General features: G+C 46.5%; 15 protein-coding genes and 1 riboswitch. Of the genes, 10 read left to right on the top strand and 5 right to left on the bottom strand.

From position 1 onward, the window contains the following. Positions 1-161: 161 nt before the first annotated feature. Complete coding sequence (locus FYJ59_RS08410) at positions 162-1832, bottom strand: sensor domain-containing diguanylate cyclase (protein WP_205839500.1); 1671 nt, start codon at positions 1830-1832, stop codon at positions 162-164. 135 nt (positions 1833-1967) lie between these two features. Continuing rightward, positions 1968-2087, top strand: a riboswitch (glycine riboswitch). A 75-nt stretch (positions 2088-2162) separates the two neighbouring features. On the opposite strand from FYJ59_RS08410, the gene FYJ59_RS08415 reads away from it, so the two are divergent. From FYJ59_RS08415 to FYJ59_RS08450, 8 genes are all read left to right on the top strand, one after another. Next, the gene (locus FYJ59_RS08415; protein ID WP_154496452.1) at positions 2163-3575 is read left to right on the top strand and encodes an alanine/glycine:cation symporter family protein; all 1413 of its coding nucleotides are present in this window, start codon (positions 2163-2165) and stop codon (positions 3573-3575) included. Positions 3576-3644: 69 nt separating this feature from the next. Continuing rightward, the gene (locus FYJ59_RS08420; RefSeq protein WP_154496454.1) at positions 3645-4988 is read left to right on the top strand and encodes an MATE family efflux transporter; all 1344 of its coding nucleotides are present in this window, start codon (positions 3645-3647) and stop codon (positions 4986-4988) included. Positions 4989-5176: 188 nt separating this feature from the next. After that, a complete protein-coding gene (locus FYJ59_RS08425; RefSeq protein WP_154496455.1) occupies positions 5177-6925 on the top strand; it encodes a methyl-accepting chemotaxis protein in 1749 nt (582 codons plus the stop codon). A gap of 180 nt (positions 6926-7105) precedes the next feature. Beyond that, positions 7106-8545: a methyl-accepting chemotaxis protein gene (locus FYJ59_RS08430; RefSeq protein WP_205839501.1), complete on the top strand. Its 1440-nt coding sequence runs from the start codon at positions 7106-7108 to the stop codon at positions 8543-8545. A 51-nt stretch (positions 8546-8596) separates the two neighbouring features. Continuing rightward, positions 8597-10693, top strand: coding sequence for a M28 family peptidase (locus tag FYJ59_RS08435; protein WP_154496457.1), 2097 nt, complete (start codon positions 8597-8599; stop codon positions 10691-10693). A 90-nt stretch (positions 10694-10783) separates the two neighbouring features. Further along, complete coding sequence (locus FYJ59_RS08440) at positions 10784-11419, top strand: GNAT family N-acetyltransferase (protein ID WP_022153995.1); 636 nt, start codon at positions 10784-10786, stop codon at positions 11417-11419. Between the two features lie 160 nt (positions 11420-11579). Beyond that, positions 11580-12575 carry a helix-turn-helix domain-containing protein gene (locus FYJ59_RS08445; protein ID WP_205839502.1) on the top strand — a complete coding sequence of 332 codons (996 nt, stop codon included), beginning with the start codon at positions 11580-11582 and terminating at the stop codon, positions 12573-12575. 51 nt (positions 12576-12626) lie between these two features. Continuing rightward, a complete protein-coding gene (locus FYJ59_RS08450) occupies positions 12627-13079 on the top strand; it encodes a signal peptidase II (RefSeq protein WP_154496459.1) in 453 nt (150 codons plus the stop codon). Between the two features lie 28 nt (positions 13080-13107). Here FYJ59_RS08450 and FYJ59_RS08455 read toward each other — a convergent pair whose 3' ends face one another. The 4 genes from FYJ59_RS08455 to murC all read right to left on the bottom strand — a co-directional run bounded on the left by FYJ59_RS08455 (position 13108) and on the right by murC (position 18170). Next, positions 13108-14292, bottom strand: a complete 1185-nt coding sequence (locus FYJ59_RS08455; protein WP_154496460.1) for a ribose-phosphate pyrophosphokinase — start codon at positions 14290-14292, stop codon at positions 13108-13110. A gap of 48 nt (positions 14293-14340) precedes the next feature. Then, positions 14341-15333 (bottom strand): ATP-binding protein, encoded by a 993-nt coding sequence (locus FYJ59_RS08460; protein WP_328597221.1) that lies wholly within the window; start codon positions 15331-15333, stop codon positions 14341-14343. A 32-nt stretch (positions 15334-15365) separates the two neighbouring features. Then, positions 15366-16457 (bottom strand): DnaD domain protein, encoded by a 1092-nt coding sequence (locus tag FYJ59_RS08465; RefSeq protein WP_154496461.1) that lies wholly within the window; start codon positions 16455-16457, stop codon positions 15366-15368. 315 nt (positions 16458-16772) lie between these two features. Then, entirely contained in the window at positions 16773-18170 is a 1398-nt protein-coding gene (murC, locus tag FYJ59_RS08470) for a UDP-N-acetylmuramate--L-alanine ligase (RefSeq protein WP_154496462.1), read from the bottom strand. A gap of 386 nt (positions 18171-18556) precedes the next feature. Between murC and FYJ59_RS08475 the strand changes: the two genes are divergently transcribed. Next, the gene (locus FYJ59_RS08475; protein WP_154496463.1) at positions 18557-19825 is read left to right on the top strand and encodes a glucose-1-phosphate adenylyltransferase; all 1269 of its coding nucleotides are present in this window, start codon (positions 18557-18559) and stop codon (positions 19823-19825) included. A gap of 2 nt (positions 19826-19827) precedes the next feature. After that, positions 19828-20946 (top strand): glucose-1-phosphate adenylyltransferase subunit GlgD, encoded by a 1119-nt coding sequence (glgD, locus tag FYJ59_RS08480; protein ID WP_022153748.1) that lies wholly within the window; start codon positions 19828-19830, stop codon positions 20944-20946. Positions 20947-21003: the final 57 nt, after the last annotated feature.

Genomic DNA, 21003 nt, shown 5'->3' on the forward strand with positions numbered 1-21003 from the left:
AAGGGCGCTCCACATTTATTTCATTGACGGCTGTCGCCGTATAAAGTCAAAAACAAAAACAGCGACTTGTGAGCAAGCTCCCAGATCGCTGTTTTCGTTTTGACTTTGCATGGCTCGTAACTCTCAAGTTACATTACAAAATGAAATAAGATCTGCAACGCTTATGATCGATTTTCTGTTTTCATTCGTCGTTTCGCTTCGTACATTTTGACATCGGCTTCCCGGACCACATCGTCCATGGAACGGGGCATGTTATGGGGCAGTACGGAATATCCCATGGCTACAGTAATGGGATGCTCGGAACCGTCCGGAAGCTTCAGAACTCCCAGAGACGCTTCGAAATCTCTTTGCAGCTTGAGAAATTCTTTTTCAGAATCGGCTGCGGTCGACAGAAATACGAACTCATCTCCGCCGATCCGGTAACATTTTCCTAAGGAACCGAGATGTGCCGACAGAGTATCCGCTACCCGGCGGATCATTTCATCACCGCTTTGGTGACCGTAGGTGTCGTTCACATATTTGAGGTTATTCACATCGTACAGTGCCAGCAACACATGAAAATTATGGGATGCGTCCAGTCTTTTCAATTCTTCCATATAGGAAGTACGGTTCAGCAGGTCAGTCAGGCCATCGCGATAAGCCAGGCGGCTGAGCAGCTGCATGCGAACGCCTTCCTGATAGTTGGTCATGAGGCGCAGGGTAACATGGACTGCTTCCATGATCAGGAACAGAAGCACACCGATCCGTGTGAAGAAGCTGGTCTCGGGAGCACTGCCGAACCATAGCAGCAGGATATCCAGTAGAACGCCAAAGCACAGACACAGAATTCCAAGGTTATGATATAGATTGTGCTTCAGATGCTGCTTTTGATTCTGATAAAATCCCTTGCCGATGACGTAGATAACAAGCGCGATCAGAATGCTAAAAGTAATATGGGTCAGACGGAGACTTTCATGGAAGTCCTTTTGACCGGTCAGATTCAGGCAGAAACGTATACTGAAATCCATGACACTGATAAGGCATACTGTCTGTACCATCACAGGGGAGTACTCTGTATACATTTTGCCAAGGTACAGAAACAGTGGGATGGTGATCAGCATCATAAAAAGTTCCGCAATCGTATGATAGATATGACTGTTACGCAGGATCAGCTGCAGCATACGGTTATCTGCCAACATGAAGATACCGATATTCAGGGCAAACAATCCCAGATAAAGCATCTCGCTGCCGATGATGTGCTTCTTGTGTAATGGCAGATAAAACAGGATAAATGCCAGACCAAGATGGGCGATCAGGAAGCTGATGCCGAATCCGGGTGCCTTGTTGCGGATGCGGCTTATCAGGATATCTTCACTACGTCCCAGATACATATCATTGATCTTGCCACTGCCGTCTCCGTAAGGATTATCGATCACCAGGGTGAGCGTGCGCCCGGAATCTTCCCGGTAGATCGGCAGAGAGACATAAGAGGCTCCCGGTGTCTTGCCGAAGAAAACACTCTCCGGCTGCATGGTCTCATAGATCAGCCGGTCGTCTATCAGGATCGTCACATTGGAACTTTTATAAAAAAAGAAAAGTGCCATGTCGTGAGTCAGCGCAGGAAGCTTCTTGGTCACTGTGCAGGTGCCGCTGATATGGGAAAAATCAACGGGGCTTCCATCGGAGGTGGTCCAGCCTTCTGAAAAGTCAATATAATCCGATATTGCCGGCTCACGGTTCTGCCTGGGCAGACTGTAGTACAGTACCGTAAAAATCACAGAACACATGATCAGGAAAAACAGTCCACGTGTAATGGAATATGAAGTTTTGTGATTGTTCGTGTTAGTATTCATATGAATTATATTATAGTAATCAGGTACCATAAAAGTCAATGTCTGTGTTGGTCAGATCAATGACTAAAGATAAAAAAACGTTGCAATGGGTGAAAAAGTATGCTATTGTGATTTTGTTGCCGCTTTAGCGCGGTAAAGATTTACTCTGGAGAGTCCTTCCACGGAAAGCAATTATCATATTTCCGTATAGAAGGCGCCGAAGGTGTACGGCAGTAAAGCTGCCAATCTCTCAGGCAAAAGGACAGAGCATCTATATGCTTATTCCCATTCTCTTCGGAAGAAATCAATCTACGATAGGACGTCACAAGAGGTGACGGAAGGAGAGGGAATATGTTAGACATGATTAGTAACTTTCTGACCACAGTGGATGATTTCGTCTGGGGCATCCCCCTGATCGTCCTCATTCTGGCTACGGGCCTTTTTCTCACAGCCAGACTTCATTTTTTGCAGATCACGAAGCTTCCCCATGCAATCAAACACTTAATTGCCAATGAAAAGTCGGGCGAAGACGGCGAAGTATCCAGTTTCGCGGCACTGTGTACGGCATTGTCCGCTACCATCGGAACCGGTAATATCGTTGGTGTGGCAACGGCTATTGTAGCAGGCGGTCCCGGAGCTTTGTTCTGGATGTGGATCGCTGCGCTGGTAGGTACGGCTACGAAGTATTCCGAGTGCCTGCTGGCGGTGAAGTATCGTGTGGTAGCAGAGGACGGACACATCATCGGCGGACCCTTCTACTATATCGAGAACGGTATGGGCAAGAACTGGAAATGGCTGGCGAAGATCTTCGCTTTTATGGGTGTATGCGTAGGATTGTTCGGTATCGGAACCTTTACCCAGATCAACGGTATCACCAGTGCGGTACATAATTTCTTCGATGTGAACAATGAACATACCGTACAGCTCTTCGGCATGGACTATTCCTGGAGTGTGGTGGTCTCCGGAATCCTTTTGACCATCTGTGTGGCACTGGTTGTTATCGGTGGATTAAAGCGTATCTCCACTGTGGCACAGGTCATCGTTCCTTTTATGGCAGTGACTTATGTAGTAGCCTGTCTGTTAGTACTGATCTTTAATGTAACTGCCATTCCGGCAGCTATCGTAACCATCGTACAGAGTGCGTTTGGTATGCGTGCCGTAGCCGGCGGTGCTTTGGGAGCGGTTATCATGGCAATGCAGAAGGGTATTGCGAGAGGTATTTTCTCCAACGAAGCCGGTATCGGTAGTGCACCTATCGCAGCGGCTGCAGCGCAGACCGATTCTCCTGCCAAGCAGGGCCTGATCTCCATGATGGGTACCATTATCGATACCCTGATCATTTGTACCATGACCGGTCTTACGATTGTAATTACCGATTCCTGGAACGTAGGTCTGGACGGCGTGGATGTTACCACCAGAGCTTTCCAGCAGGGACTGCCTTTTAACAGCTCTATTGCATCCTTTATCCTGATGGTATGTCTGGTATTCTTTGCATTTACCACGATCCTCGGATGGGATTACTACAGCGAGAGATGCCTGGAATACCTGATCGGTCAGAAGCCGAAGGCAATCAAAGTATACCGTTGGATCTACATTGCCTGCGTATTCATCGGACCCTACATGACTGTTAAGGCAGTATGGACCATCGCAGATATCTTCAACGGTCTGATGGCAATCCCGAATCTGATCGCACTGTTGGCATTAAATGGTGTTGTGGTGGCTGAGACCAAGAAATACCTTGACAATGCCAAGAAAAAGTTTTAAAAAAGTTCTGTAGCCCTATCATGCGGGAAAATCTATATTTTTCTCGGAAGTGTAGAAGTGAGGAACTATATGAAAGATCTTACAAAGGGCAGACCGTCAGTTTTGATACTGACGTTTGCCCTTCCTATTTTTTTGGCCAATTTATTGCAACTTACTTACAGTCTGGCAGATACCCGCATCGTAGGTACTTTTCTGGGAGATAATGCCCTGGCGGCAGTGGGGGCCACGACGACGCTGAGCAATCTGATCGTACAGTTCCTGATGGGAATGTGCAATGGCTTTGCTATTATTTCGGCACAGTGCTTCGGAGCGAAGGATATGGACAGATTGCGCAGATCCTTAGGCAATTCTCTGGTGCTTGGCCTATTGGCAGCTGTGGTATTGACGATTGGAGGGCTTGTATTTTTGCAGCCGATCCTCAGATTCCTGAATGTGCCGGAAAATCTGCTGAATACAGCAACACAGTATGTATCCGTGATCATAGCGGGACTTGTTATTACTTTATTATATGATGTATTATCTGCGACTTTAAGAGCGATCGGAGATACCGTGACCCCGCTGATCGTGCTGGCGGTGTCGGTGGTGCTGAATATCGGAGGAGATCTGCTTCTGATCGTGGTGCTGCATATGGGAGTGCTGGGTGCCGCAGTTGCTACTGTGCTGTCGCAGCTGATCGCTGTGGTGGTGTGTGCGGTCTATCTGTGGAAAAAGTATGAAATTCTGCGGATACGTGTGGATGATCTGAAGCTGCAGGATGCCGGAATGCTCCGCAATATGTTAAGCTCCGGTCTTTCCATGGGATTCATGAGCTCGCTGGTCAATATCGGTACATTGACATTGCACACCTCCATCAATAAGCTGGGACAGAATATTATCATTGCCCATACGGCAGCCCGCAAGATCTCTGAAATCTTCATGATCATGTTCAGCGTCTTCGGTCAGACAATGGCGACCTATTGCGGACAAAATCTGGGAGCCGGCAAAATCGACCGGATCCGCAGAGGAATCCTGTTGGCAACCGGTTATACCTGCATCTGGTGTACGCTTAATATTGTGACTGCTTATACCATCGGTGACTGGCTGGTATGGCTGGTCACCGGCAGCAAAAATCCGGAAGTGATCTACAATGCCACATTATATCTGAAGGTAGATACACTGTTCTATTATGTGACAGCGGTAATCTGTATTGTGAGAAACTCCATGCAGGGACTTGGAGAGCGGATCGTACCGCTGATCTCCAGCTCTCTGGAGATGATAGGGAAAATTGTGATCGCGGCGACGCTGGTTCCCATGTTCGGATACCCGGGTGTCATCGCGGCAGAGCCTATTGTGTGGTTTATCATGATCATTCCGCTATTGATAAAGATACTGCGTATGCCGGTCTGGAAGCAGAAAAACTTAACTGTTTCGTAAACAAAAAAGTTGTTTTTACTTAACGTTGAGGAAAAATAACCAAATCTGACAGTAAAATACTTGTAATTTTGTCGAATTGTATTACTATATGGAAAATGTTACAATGATTTCACCGAGAAAATACTTAAACGTTTTCGAGATAGACCAAATGTGACGAAGTCTTTTACAGAAAGGCAGATGTGGTAAGTATGAAGAAGACAGAGAACAAGAAAACGGAAGTAAAAGGGAAGAAAAAGCCATTTTTTACAATTTCCAAAAAGATACTGGCGCTGAGCCTTCTACCAATGATCATTGTGTGTGCACTGGTGGCTACGGTGGGGGCTAAAGCATTAGAGACCGGAATTGAGAAACAGATTGAGCAGTCTCTGCGGATCGTTGGTGTCAGTGTGGATGAAACCTACACGAATCTGTATGAAGGCGATTACACCAGAGATAAGGGAGGCAAGGTGTGCAAGGGAGGCACATCCATTTCCGGGGAGACACAGTTGATCGATGGATTGCGGGAGAAGACAGGCTTCCAGGTGTCTTTTCTGTATGGAAATATGCGTCTGATCACGACATTGACCAAGCCGGAAGGAGGACGTATTAACGGTACGGCGTTGGAAGACGATGTCTATGCACAGATTCAGACTGGGGAGGCTTTGTTCCTGACGGACTGCAACATTTCCGAAGTAGATTATTATGTATATTATCAGCCATTGATCAATTCTGATGGCTCTGTGATCGGTGCCATCGAAGTGGCGACGCCGATGCAGAATGTCAAGGATACAATCTCGATGCAGGTCAAGGATATTATCCTGATCGCTGTAGTATGCGTTCTTGTGGCGGCAACGCTGGTAAGCGTATTATCCCGTAGCATGGTGAAGACCATGAAGAAGACGAAGCATTTCCTGGGCAGGATCATGAACGGAGAACTGGATGCAGAACCGGATGAAAAGCAGTGCCGAAAAAAGGACGAATTGGGAGATGTCTACCGGATCTCTGTGAAATTGCAGAAGACGCTGCGCACCATTGTGACGGATATCAAGGATTCCGCGGATAATCTGACAGTATCTTCCAACAAACTGATCAAGATGGCGCAGGATACCCAGGAATCTGTCAACGACGTATACCAGGCAGTAGGGGAGATCTCTGAAGGTGCCAGGAACCAGGCAGACGAAACAACGGATGCCAATACGAACGTGGTACGTATCGGCGAACAAATCGAGTATATCTCTGACAAAGTGAATTCTCTGACGGATTATGCCGGCAGGATGGCAGAAGCGGAGAAAGCTTCCGAAGAGATCATGAAGGAACTGAACAGCTCCAACGAAAGCACCAAGGAATCTGTCCTGCGGGTAGCGGAACAGATTAAGGATATGAGCGGAGCGATTCAGAATATCACCAAGGCAGTATCCATGATTCAGGATATTGCGGACGAGACAGATCTGCTGTCATTGAATGCCAGCATTGAAGCAGCCAGAGCCGGGGAAGCGGGAAGAGGCTTCGCAGTGGTGGCAGAGCAGATCAGTAAGCTGGCTGACCAGTCCAAGCGCTCTGCAACCGAGATTGAGCAGATCATTCAAAATATCATGGAGTCTTCCGGCAGAATGGTGGAGATCATGGGTGAAGTGGAAGCCAACATGAATCACCAGCAGAGCAAGTTAGAGGAGACCGGTGTGAAGACTGCGGCAGTAGCGGATGGTGTGGAGAATTCCCTGCAACATATCGGCGGTATCCGGGAGAAGATGGATGTCTTAAGACAGTCCGGAAGTGCGATCCGTGATGTGGTGGAAGGATTGTCGGCAATCTCCGAACAGAATGCAGCATCCGCAGACAGTACCATGCAAGCGGCTCATGGAATGAGTGATACCATGACAGAACTGATGACTTCTTCTGAGAACCTGCTGGTATTAGCGGACAAGTTGGAAAAGGTGCTGGATGTTTTCAAGGTATAAAGAGGGTGCCGGAAGTTGTACGGCAGGGAGATAACATATAAATGACAGAAAATGCAGTCCGATTTTCACAGAAAACCGGACTGCATTTTCGTGTGGTTTATTGACGGAGATACCATCATGAATTACAATATAAGAGATATAAGGAATGAATACATCATACGGGAGAAAAGGAGAATGCAAATGAAAGAGATGGAACGAAATAACCGGGTGGCCATGATAGCACATGGTGTGATCAATGCATGTATGCTTTTCATTAGCGTGATCGGATTCGTTGAGCACATAGTATCGGCTCCGGTATTGGTAGTGCTAATACTTCTTGGAATTATACCGGTTTTGGCAGAATTTATTTGTTGGAAGAGGGATCATGCGACCAAAGCTATAAAACATCTGTCACTGATCGGATTTGCGTTGTTTTATACGGTGCTGCTTTTTACGGCACAGTGCAACATGGTGTATGCATTTGTAATTCCCATGATGTTTGCAGTCATGCCTTATCATGATGTCAAGGCATTTGTACTTATTAATGTGGGGACGGTGGTAGAGAATATCCTGGTGGTGCTCCTGGGAGCCACACAAGGGGGATTTGGCTATCTGGGGCAGGACGCAGGATTTATACAGATTTCGGTAATGATTCTGCTGTGCATTACATCCATCTATGCTACCATATCCAACCAAAAGAACACCGATGAAAATATAGAGAGCATTACAGCTGCGCAGGACCGCGCGGAAGCAACCTTACGTGAGGTCATGGAAATGAGCAGCCGGATGGAGACTTCAGTAGCTGATATCACAGCGGAATTGAATAAACTGGAAACTGCTTTTGACAGTACCAAAACAGCCATGGAGGAGGTGTCTGCAGGTTCCGGGGAGTCTGCAGCGGCGATTCAGCAGCAGACGTCCCAGACGGAGGCTATTCAGGAAAAAGTAAATACTGTGAGTGAAGTGGCAGAGACGATCGGAAGCAATATGGAACATACGATAGAAATGCTGGATGCCGGAAAAGAAGAGATGACAGGTCTGAAAGAGCAGGCAGAGGATTCTGCAAGAAACAGTGAACTGGCGGCACAGAAGCTGGAAACGCTGGATCATTATATGCAGGAGATGCATTCCATCGTGGAAATCATCAGCAAAATAGCTAATCAGACCAGTCTTCTGGCGCTGAACGCCAGCATAGAGGCAGCCAGAGCCGGTGAAGCCGGCCGCGGTTTCTCCGTAGTGGCGACGGAGATTTCGGGAATGGCCACCCAGACAAAGGATGCTACAGGCAACATCGCGGAGTTGATCCAAAATGTATCCGGAGCGATTGGAGAAGTGGTGACGGTCATCCGTCAGATGATAGACGGTATCGTCAGCCAAAGGGAAGGAACGATGCGTGCGGCGGACAGTTTCACGGCAATTGAAGACAGCAGCTATGCGATCGTGGATAATCTGGGTGAGATGCTTCAGACAGTAGAAGCTCTGAAAACAGCCAACCAGGAGATCGTGGATTCCATTCAGACAATCTCAGCGACTACGGAAGAAGTGTCTGCCCATGCCAGTGAGACACTGGAAGCGGAAGAGAGAAACAGAGAGATTCTGCAGAAAATTACTGAAAATATGAATTCTATGGTAAAAAAATAAGTAACGGTTCCTGCGACAGAACGGACAGGATAGAAACAGGAGTGACAGAATATGCATGACAACGGGGTGACTTTACAGAAAAAGGTGTTACAGAATCTGGATATACCGTATTCGTATGAACTGGCAAAACGAATGGAACAATACCGTTCACATCCGACACTGGGGTATCGCCCGGCGGGTTCTAAGGCAGAATTTGAGACCGGAGAGATGCTGAAGACAGAAATGGAAAAAATCGGACTGTCTGAGGTTACAAAGGATGCTGTGACGGTAGACGGTTGGGAATTTCATAAGGCGGCGTTAAGCTACACGAATGCAGCCGGGGAGACCGTGTCAGTAGAGCTGGGAGCCTATCAGACAACCTTTGTCACCGATGGCCCGAAGGAATTTTCCATGATGTATCTGGGAAAAGGAACGGAGACGGACTATCAGGGAAAAGATGTCAGGGATAAACTGGTATTGGTGGAGATTAACCAGAGAGATGAGTGGTGGATCAATTATCCGGTATACCAGGCACATCTGAAAGGAGCCGTTGCCCTGATCGCAGTGCAGAGCGGCGGCTACGGCGAAATCGACGATGAAGCTCTGAATGCACAGGATATCGCCGGACCGGAGGATGCTCCCGCTTTTTCCATTTCCAGAAAAGATGCGGCCGGCCTGCTGGAGCTGCTGCGTGATCAGGAGGAAATAACGGTCACCTTTGATGCGGAATCCAGGGTGACCAGAAACTGCACGACTTATAATATTGTGGGAAGGATTCCCGGAAAACATCCTGACCGCATGGTGCTTTTGTCTGCGCACTATGACTCCTATTTTGACGGATTCCAGGATGACAATACAGCGGTCGCTCTGATGTTTGGTATTGCAAAGGCGTTGCGGGACAGTGGTTTTCAACCGAACAATACCATTGTGATCTGTGCCATGGCATCCGAGGAATGGGGCGTGGTTGATTCCAATTTCGACTGGTCTACGGGAGCTTATGAGCAGATATTTACCGCACATCCGGAGTGGGTAGGGAAGGTGATCGCAGATCTGAACTTTGAACTTCCTGCACTGGCGCATGGTACCAGAGCGAGGATCCGCAGCTGCTATGAATATGTTAGCTTCCTGGAGGAATATCTGGCGGATCTGCCGAATCTGACGATAGCCTATCCGGAAGAGACGGCAGTGACATCTCCGATCGAGACCTGGTCGGATGATTTTTCCATGGCGATCGCAGGTGTACCGTCCATGGTAAATGATTTCACCGGCGGAAGCTTTATGGAGACCCACTACCATTCCCAGTTTGACAACGATGAGTTTTATGATGAACAGGTATATCGTCTGCATCACGAGCTGTTTGCTCTGCTGATCCTGGCACTCGATGAAACGGCAGTGGTACCGTTACAGTTTTCACCGGTGGTGCAGCGGATTCGCAAGGGATTGGAACAGTGTCGGGAGATCTGCTACCGCGCCGATGTGGCGGGGCAGCTGGGAGAGAAAAAGCGAGTTTTGCTTGAAAAAATTGAGGAACTGGAGACTTTAAGTGACCGGGCGCTCAGAAGATGCCGGGAAGAATATGAAGCGGTAGAGGAATACAACCGTAACTACAAACAGTTGCTTAGAGATGGGAAATACGACGAGGCGGAGGGACTTTTCCGGCAGACCAGACCACTGGAACAGAAGTTGCTTGCAAGGTTCAAACAGGAGCAGGACGCTTTTGTGCAGATTGACTGGTACGGAAATGTGTTGTATCCTCATGAGATATGTAGTGCAAATCTGAGACTTCTGGGCGGAGCGGTGAGAAATCTGAAAGAACAGAGACTTTCCTCCGCACTTCGTAAGCTTTATCAGGTAGACAACAATGCCTATGCCTTTAATTTTGATGAAGAAGTATATAGGCATTTTACGGATTATGTATTCCATCAGCCGAAGGATCGCCTGAAATGGGGTTACGGAAGGCTGCCGGAGCATGAAAATCTATATGGAACGGTCAAGCAGCTTCTCCAAAAAGAAAAAAAACTGGAGACGTTGACAGGATCCGGTATGAAGGAAATGGACTACCGGGAAGAAATTACCAGCCTGGAGCATGCATGTAGCAAGCTTGTGGTCAGCCTGATGAATATCGTGCAACAAATGGAGAAATCTGTGACAGAGATATTCGAATTGTAATGATGGCGAGAGCAGAGCACGGAACGATCCACAGACAACAAAGCTGGGGACTGACATCATCATAATAAGGAGATAACGGTAAATACAATTATGGAAAGTGATAAGTTATATCGTGTGCAGAAGGAAGACCTTCCGAAAGTGGAGAAAATGCTGAATCAGTGCTTTGCACACGATCCGTTGTACGAGACGCTGATTCCGGATCCGGAAGTCCGTAAAAATCTGATGCCGGAGCTGTTTAAATGTGACATGGATGAATTTTATGCGACCTGTGAGATCTTCGCAGACAGCGCGGATCTGAACAGTGTATTGGTGGTATCGGATGAAGCGGAGCCGTACAATGTATTTCAGTTCTATTTTACAGAGGCCATGGCTGCTTTACAGACGGATTCCTATCTGATCAAGGAGGATCCTTCGTTAAAGACATTTCGGAATTTTATGAAGGGTGAGGATTATCTGAATTCCAGCTGGACGGATCAGCTACATCAGAATCAGCGTCTGCATATCATTTATCTGGCGGTGGATCCATCCATGCAACATCATGGGATCGCGGCGGAACTTCTGGAGGAAGCCATTGACTATGCCCAGAAGCACAAACTGATGATCTCCCTCGAAACACATAATCCAAAAAACGTGGAATTCTATGAAAAGTTCGGATTCAAAGTATATGGTGTGATGGAGAAGAATTTCCCGTTAAAGCAATACTGTCTGATCCGTGAAGTACAGTAATATTGCTGTAAATTTCAGAAAAATCCGGAAACGCAACTGCCGGTTGACAAAATTTCAAGGGCACTTGGTAGTTGTCAACCGGCTCTTTTGTTATGATTTTCCTATGTCGACGATCTATGTGTGCACAAGAAAACATTAATAAAAGAAGGAGAGAATGAAAATGATCCTGTCAGAAAAAATAATAATGTTGCGTAAGAAATATGGGTGGTCCCAGGAGGAACTGGCAGAACGCCTGGACATTTCCAGACAGTCTGTATCCAAATGGGAGAGTGGAGCCTCAATCCCGGATCTGGAACGCATTGTCGGTATGAGCCAGCTGTTCGGAGTTACTACGGATTACTTATTAAAAGATGAAATGGAAGAGACGGAATTCGCCGATGGAATGACACCGGAGATCACAGAGGGAAAAGTGATCACGGTGGAGGAAGCCAATACGTTTCTGGAAGCTACGAAAAAATATGCTGCCCACATTGCTCCGGCAGTATCCTTATGTGTGCTCTCTCCTGTTGTATTGTTGTGGTTGTTGGGAATGGCAGGTGCCAAAAGAGGAGCTGTCACAGAAAATGCTGCGGGAGGAATCGGTCTTATCGTACTATTACTGATGGTGGTAGTTGCGGTAGCGGTATTTCTTCTCACCGGAATCCCGTACAATAAATATGAATATCTGGAAAAAGAAAAGCTGACACTGCAATATGGGGTATCCGGAATCGTGGAGAAAGCAAAAGAAACCTTTGCGGGAACCTACCGGATCTGCATAACCCTGGGTGTTGTATTGTGTATCCTGGGAGTGGTACCTTTGCTGATAGTATCCATTTTTTTCGGGAATAATGGTTATGCGGTAATCCTTGCTACGGATGTTTTGCTCATTGTAGTGGCGATCGCTGTATGGCTGTTCGTGTGGTCCGGTATTATCTGGGGCGGTTTTCAGAAATTGTTTCAGGAGGGGGATTATACTGTGGAGAATAAGGCAGTCAACCGGAAGTATGAGCATGTGACAGCAATTTACTGGTGTGTCTGGACAGCGCTTTATCTGGCTATCAGCCTGCCGACGATGCGTTGGGACATTACCTGGGTTGTATGGCCTGTGGCTGGAGTATTGTATGGAGCACTTCTGGCGTTTCTGAAGATAAAGAATCGGAAAGCAGAGCACGAATAAGCGGATTTCAAGGGGAAATACGGATGGCGTGAAAAAGGAGCGGAATATTATATGACAGTGGTATGCCTTGTGATACTGGCAGGAATTTTCTGGGGAGATTTTTTCCTGAAAAATTATATAGAGTCGCATGTGGACGAGCGGGACGAACGAGCAATCTGCAAGGGAAAATTTCTGATCCGAAAGCATCATAACAAAGGCATGATGCTCAATGCCGGACAGAAGAGAAGGCGTCTGGTGGCTGTTTTTTCACTGGCATTTACACTGATATTGACCGTTGTCTTTATTGTGAGTCTGGGACGTCGAGGCAACAATTTGCTGCGACTGGGACTAGCGCTGTCACTTGGAGGTGCATTCAGCAATACCTATGACCGCCTTCACAGAGGTTACGTGGTGGATTACGTGAGCTTCCCGGTGAAATGGCAGGCGTTCCGCAAGATTGTATTCAACTGCTCGGATTTCTGCATTATCATCGGTGCGTTGCTATCGGCGCTTGGAATGCTGTAAATGGAAAGTTAAAATAAAAGGGTGAGCTTTACAGCTCACCCTTCTTATATTTTGCAACGATATTCTGAATTCTCTCATTCGGATTCAGCAGATCACTGATGGAAGAATCGTGGTTCAAAGTATCAATGATGTAAGCGATGTACTTACTCATATCGCAGTTGATGTACCATTCTCTCTGAAGTAATTCCGGAGTCTGGTAGATCAGGTTGGTGGTCAGTACCTTATCGATGATGCCGTTCTCATAAGCTTTGTCGAACTTGTCCAGACCGTTGGTGAAGAGACCAAAGGTGGAGAAGACGAAGATCTTATTTGCCTTGCGCTCCTTCAGAGCAGCGGCAACTTCCAACATACTTTCACCGGAGGAGATCATATCATCAATGATGATCATATCCTTGCCCTCTACGCTAGTGCCCAGGAACTCATGAGCTACGATGGGGTTACGACCGTTGACGATGCGGGTGTAATCTCTTCTCTTATAGAACATACCCATATCCAGACCTAAAACGTTGGCTACATAAATAGCACGTCCCATACCGCCTTCGTCCGGGCTGATGACCATCATATGGTTGGAATCTAACTGCAGATCCTTCACATTGCGAAGCAGACCCTTGATGAACTGATATGCAGGCTGTATAGTCTCGAAACCGTGCAGAGGAATTGCATTTTGTACACGGGGATCGTGAGCATCAAAAGTGATGATGTTGTCTACACCCATGCTTACCAGCTCCTGCAGTGCCAGTGCGCAGTCCAGAGACTCACGGGAAGTTCTCTTGTGCTGACGACTCTCGTACAGGAAAGGCATGATGACCGTAATACGACGGGCCTTACCACCGACTGCTGCGATGATACGCTTCAGATCCTGATAGTGATCATCGGGAGACATATGATTCTCATTACCACACAGGGAATAAGTCATGGAGTAGTTCAGTACATCTACTAACAGGTAGAGATCGGTACCACGGACAGATTCTAAGATCTGACCCTTTGCTTCACCGGAACCGAAACGGGGTACTTTTGCGTCCAACAGATAAGAGTCTCTCTGATAACCTGCAAAAGCCAGAGATTCTTTGTGCTCGCTTTCTCTTTCTGCTCTCCATTTTACAAGATACTGGTCTACCTTTTCGCCTAAAGGCTTACAGCCGGGCAGGGAAATAATGCCCAGAGAGCCTACCGGGATAGTCTCCAGATTTCTTTTTTCTTCACGATTCGCCATTGGGGTAATCCTCACTTTCTGATTCTGTATACTGTTCAGTTCATACAATTAATTGTCAGATATATTTTGCATACGCTTTTTGTACATGCGAATATCCGGACCGGTCAGTTTACACAGGTCATAATGACTTGTGATGCGGGAAAATACACGGTCGGAATAACGGTCACGTAATTCTTCCAGACTCAAATTTGTAGAGATGATTGTGGAGTTTTTCCGCAAATGCCTCTCATTCAGACAGGAGAACAGCTGGGATGCCACAAAAGTATTGGTCATCTCCGTGCCGAGGTCATCAATGATCAGCAGATCACAGCTGTAGATATCCTCGTAGAATCCGGAGAGAGCTTCCTTTGCCCCGGCGTTAAAAGTATAACGAGCAAGGGTATCAAATAACCCGGAAGCACTGAAATAGATCACGGAATGCCCGCTCTGCAGCAATTCACTGGCGATACATCCCGACAAAAAGCTTTTGCCAGTACCTACTGTACCATAAAAGAATAAATTGTGGTAGTCTTGTTTGAAGTTTTGTACAAAATTGTGACAGACATCGACGCATTTTCGAAAATGCGCCAGATCTTCTCCATGATAGTATTCGTAAGACAGGCTGGAAAAATTCTCGGAAGCGATCATGTCCCGGATATGAGACTGCTCATAGAGAATATCCAGTTCCTGCTGATGAAAACAATGACATTTTTTGCGAAGACCATTGTCGCCTTCGATATAACCGGTATCCTTACAATCCGGGCAGGTGTAGACCGGTTCTAAATAATCGGCAGGATAACCGGCCGAGACGAGCAATTCCTTTTTCCGGCGGGAAATATCCTTCAGAGAAAAGCGCAGCCTGGTAAGCGCCTCATCATCACCGTTTAATAAAAGCTTTGCCTGGGCTACGGATAGCTCACCAACAGATTCATCCAGCCTGCCGTATTCTGGAAGCTTTGTATAGACCTCCCGGCGGCGCTGCTCCGCCAGATGACGATTGCGGTCCCTGGTCTGTTCGTAGTCTTTCATAATGGAATTGTATTGTGCGTTAGTCAGTGACACGACATGTTCCCCTTTACCTGCAAATATTTCGGTTAATTACTTAAAATTTCTTTTTCCAGAGCGGCAAAGTCATAACTGTTCTGGGCAAATTGCGTGAAACGGTTGGAGGATACGGCAGCAGGCTTTGTGGCCTTTTTCTTCTGGTAAGTGGCATCCGCCTGTTGGATATCCGCCTTGTGATGGATCCCTGCGTCTCTCCAGCTGCTTAAGATTCCTTCGGCATACTCGAAACGATGTCTGTCCGTAGCAAGGGAACTGCGCTCACAGGCTTCCAATATAATATCGGTACTGAAGCCGTACTCTCTGGTCCAGCGATTGATGAATTCCAGTTCCTTTGCTGTGGGAGCAGTACTGCGTCCTAAGCTGTTCATGATGGAATAGACATTTTTATCGTAACGGGTAGAGAATTTTTGCGCCTGTTTTGGCGTGGTGATACCCTCCTCTGCCCAGTTGACAGCAACTTTTTCTATGTATTTGAAATCTTTCTTTCCACGTTCTACGCAGTACTGCAGCAGATAATCGATCAGATCATCCGAAAAATGCAGCACATCTGTGAAGAACAGAATCGTTTTGATCTCGGAGGGGGTCAGAGGTTTACCGATATATGCTTCTGCGATGAACAAAAGCTGGGAAGTCTCTTCTCTCTCTTTAAATTCCCGCAACTGATCCAGGGAATAGGCGGGCTTGGTATAGACAGGAGTTGCCTCCTGCGGTGTAGTCTGCACACGCTGTGCAGCAGCGCTGATCATGGAGCTTCCTGCAGTATTCTGCGCCTGTACGGAACCGGAAGTTAACAGTACATTGTGCTGGGGGGCAGGGGTGGCCTGGGCGCTCAGATCACGGAGATGGATACCTACCAGAGCCTTATTCTCATCAAAGTCCAGATCCAGAATCTGCTGCTTCTCCCAATATTTCAATGCACGGATCACATCCTTTTCCGTGTGGTTGAACTTGTCCGCAATTCCGGACACACTGATGGCCTGATCCGCATTCAGCATGCGCAGCAGATAGAAATAGACCTTCAGCTGTGCGTCGTTGGCATCCTTCATATATTCATCAATAAACAGATTGGACACTACCGTCGAATCTGCATAATTATCCTTATAGAGCGCTATTCGTGCCATAACACACAATACCTTCTTTCACAAATTTCACAAATCATTCCTTTTTCAAAGTAAGACCAAGTATAGCATAAGACCTGTGAAAAAGAAATAGTCAATTTGCCGGAAAACCTTGTAAACACTGGGCTTGCGGACACGCGAAGCAAAATGTGGAAACGGTGGATATTGTGGATACCTACAGACGGTGTATCGGAAAAAGCTTATATATCGGCAAATATGCGTCAAAATTCGACACGGAATTATCCACAAGAAAACAATAAAATATCCACAGGGAAAGAAGGGATAATCCCAAACATTCTCTGTGGATAATGTGGATAACTATTTGCCGAGCAGGTTTTCACCGATTTTTACTACATCTCCGGCACCCATAGTTATCAACAGGTCACCGTTTATGCAATTTTCTAATAAAAAGTTTTCAATTTCATCAAAAGAAGGAAAATAGTAGCATTCATGCCCCAGTGCCTGGATCTCTGCCTGCAGGGTCTCAGAACTGATTCCCAGGGTGTCGGTTTCGCGGGCGGCATAGATGTCTGCCAGGACGACCTTGTCTGCCAGACTTAAGGCTTTGGCGAAATCTTTCATAAACGCCTTGGTTCTGGTGTAGGTATGGGGCTGGAAGATGCACCAGAGAGTCTTGTGAGGGTAGTTGGCTGCGGCATGCAGAGTGGCTGCGATCTCTGTGGGATGATGCGCGTAGTCATCGATAATGGTAACGCCACCGATGGTTCCCTTATATTCAAATCTACGGTCCGTGCCCGTGAAGCCGTGCAGTGCAGAAACGGTAATTCCACGGTCAATCGACAACAGATCGGCTAATGCAATGGAAGCTACTGCATTGCAGACATTGTGTTCTCCGGGAACCTGCAGGGAAAAACTGCCGGATACCTCGCCATGGCAATGAAGCGTAAAGGAAGGATGCCCCAATTCATCATAAGTAATATCTGAAGGATAATAGTCTGCAGCAGAACCGTCACTGTTGACAGCTTCTTTATTAAAAGTGATCACACGGCAGTCAAGATCCCCTGTGATCTCCTGCAGTTTGTCAATGGCACCGTTGATGATCAGACAGCCGTCTGCGGGCAGGAGTTTTGCAAACTTATGGAAAGAATTTCTGATATCGTTAATATCCTTGAAAAAGTCCAGATGATCCTCTTCGATATTTAAGATCATACCGATCCTGGGGAAAAAGCTTAAAAAACTGTTGGTATATTCGCAGGCTTCCGTAACGAACAGGTCGGTACTGCCTACGCGGATATTGCCGCCGATACTTTTTAACATTCCACCGATGGACAGAGTGGGATCTGTGCCGGCATGCAGCAGGATCTCACTGACCATGGAGGTCGTGGTGGTCTTGCCATGGGTACCGCTGATAGCGATGGGTGTTTTGTAATTCTGCATGATCTCACCTAAGAGCTGGGCTCTGGTCAGATGCGGGATGCCTTTTTCCATCGTGGCGATATATTCGGGATTATCCTTATGGATCGCACTGGTAAATACGACGCAGTCGATATCATCAGTAATATTCGCGGCACGTTGTCCATAAAATACAGTAATCCCCTTTCTTTCCAGAGTCTCGGTAAGGGGGCTTTTGGAACGGTCGGAGCCGGAGACACGAAAACCGGCATCCGCAAGGATCTCTGCGAGACCACTCATACTGATACCGCCGATACCTACAAAATAAATGGACGAGGGGTGATTAAAGTCTATCTGATACATGTTGACACTTCCTTAATATAATGTAATGGCATTACTTATTAATTAACATTATATACATATAGACGAAAAAAAACAATCCGTAGGCATGATTTTGAAAAAATGTGTAACATTACAATTTTGCGCAAAGTTGCTCTGTGCGAAACTGGTAGAAATTTACAAAAAGATAAAAAATGGAACGACAATTATGTAAAAAATGAATATAAAAATTGTAAAAAGGCAAAAAATCCTAGTAATAAATATTCACTTTCAGGTATTGATGTGATATAATCAAATTATCACATCCGAAGGAAAGAGCAGACGCTTTTTCGAGTCAGATGGATACATCGGATAATAGCCGTAAGAGACTATTTATTACAACAGGTGGAAGGCTGGATAGAGGTGAGGATATGATTAAGAAAGAAATGATAGCTATGCTATTGGCTGGAGGACAGGGAAGCCGTCTTGGTGTTCTGACATCCAAGGTTGCCAAGCCTGCCGTTGCATTTGGAGGTAAGTACCGCATTATCGATTTTCCCCTTTCTAATTGTATTAATTCGGGAGTGGATACGGTAGGCGTACTGACACAGTATCAGCCGCTCAGACTGAATACCCATATCGGGATCGGTATTCCCTGGGATCTGGATCGCAATATCGGAGGTGTGACCGTACTGCCTCCCTATGAGAAGAGTAGCAACAGTGAATGGTATACAGGTACTGCAAATGCGATCTATCAGAACCTGGAATATATGGAGAGCTACAATCCCGAATATGTTCTGATCCTTTCCGGAGATCATATTTATAAGATGGATTATGAAGTCATGTTGGACTTCCATAAGGCTAACAATGCAGAGGTTACCATTGCGGTAATGCCGGTTCCCATTGAGGAGGCAAGCCGTTTCGGTATCATGATCGCAGATGAGAACCATCGTATCACCGAGTTTGAAGAGAAACCGGAACATCCCAGAAGCAATCTTGCAAGTATGGGTATTTACATATTCAACTGGAAGACATTGAAGGAAGCATTGATTGCTATGGCAGATCAGCCGGCACTGGATTTCGGCAAGCATGTCATTCCTTATTGTCATGAAAAGGGAGCTCCGCTGTATGCATACGAGTTCACCGGTTACTGGAAGGACGTAGGTACCTTAAGCTCCTATTGGGAAGCCAATATGGAACTGATTGATATTGTGCCCGAGTTCAACCTGTATGAGGAGTACTGGAAGATCTATACCAAGAGTGAGATCCAGCCCCCCGATTACATCGCTGGGGACAGTGTGGTAGAGAGAAGTATCATCGGCGAAGGTTCCGATATCTATGGAGAGGTATATAATTCCGTCATCGGATGCGGCGTAACGATCGGTAAGGGAACCGTGATCCGCGATTCCATTATCATGAACCAGACACAGATCGGTGAAGGATGCGAGATCAATAAGGCAATTATCGCAGAGAACGTTGTGGTAGGTAATCAAGTAAAATTGGGTGTTGGTGAAGAAACAGAGAATGATACTGCACCTCATATTTACAACCACGGACTTGTAACCATCGGTGAGAAGAGCGTGATTCCTGACGGTATCAGCGTAGGCAAAAACTCAGTGATATCCGGAGTGACAGCTGCTGCAGATTATAAGGATTCCCAGCTCGCAAGCGGCAAAACATTAATTAAGGCAGGTGAATAGCAGTGAGAGCGATTGGAATTATTTTAGCAGGCGGTAACAATCACAGAATGCGGGAACTCTCCCAGAAGAGAGCAATATGCGCTATGCCTATCGCAGGTAGCTACCGCAGTATTGACTTTACACTGAGTAACATGACCAACTCTCATATTCAGAAAGTGGCAGTATTTACCCAGTATAATGCAAGAAGTCTGAACGAACATCTGAACTCCTCCAAATGGTGGGATTTCGGACGCAAACAGGGTGGATTGTATGTATTCACTCCCGCTGTGACAGCAGAGAACAGCAACTGGTACAGAGGAACTGCGGATGCTATTTATCAGAATCTCAGCTTCCTAAAGAACAGCCATGAACCTTATGTGGTCATTGCTTCCGGTGACTGTGTATATAAGCTGGATTACAATAAGGTGCTGGAATATCACATTGAGAAAAAGGCAGATATCACTGTAGTCTGTCGCGATATGGAAGCCGGTACCAATGTAGAGCGTTTCGGTACGATCCGCATGAATGAGGAAAGCCGTATTGAAGAATTTGAGGAAAAGCCTCTGCAGGCCAAGACCAATACCATCTCCTGCGGTATTTATGTGGTGCGTCGGCGACTGCTCATTGAGATGATCGAGAAGTGTGCTGAGGAAGACCGCTATGATTTTGTAAGAGATATTCTGATCCGCTACAAGGATCTGAAGAGAATCTACGGATATAAGATCAAGGATTACTGGAGAAATATCGCATCGGTAGACGATTATTACAGTACCAACATGGATTTCCTGAAAGCAGATGTGAGAAATTACTTCTTCAAACAGTATCCGGATGTATATTCCAAGGTAGACGATCTGCCCCCCGCAAAATACAATCCCGGTTCCCAGGTACGCAACAGCCTGGTATCCAGCGGATGTATCGTGAATGGTGTGGTAGAGAATTCCGTCATTTTCAAAAAGAGCTATATTGGCAATAATTGTGTGATCAAGAATTCCATTATCCTCAATGACGTATATATTGGAGATAACACGCATATTGAGAATTGTATTGTGGAGAGCCGTGATACGATCCGGGCAAATTCGTACTTTGTGGGAGAAGGCGAAGTCAAGATTGTAGTAGAACGTAATGAAAGGTATGTCATTTAAGTGATCCGGATATCTGTAGCATTTCGAGAGCCCGCAGGGCGGAAAAATGCGTAGGGA

This window comes from Waltera intestinalis, from assembly GCF_009695995.1.
In the GTDB taxonomy this organism is placed as follows: Bacteria; Bacillota; Clostridia; order Lachnospirales; family Lachnospiraceae; genus Acetatifactor; species Acetatifactor intestinalis.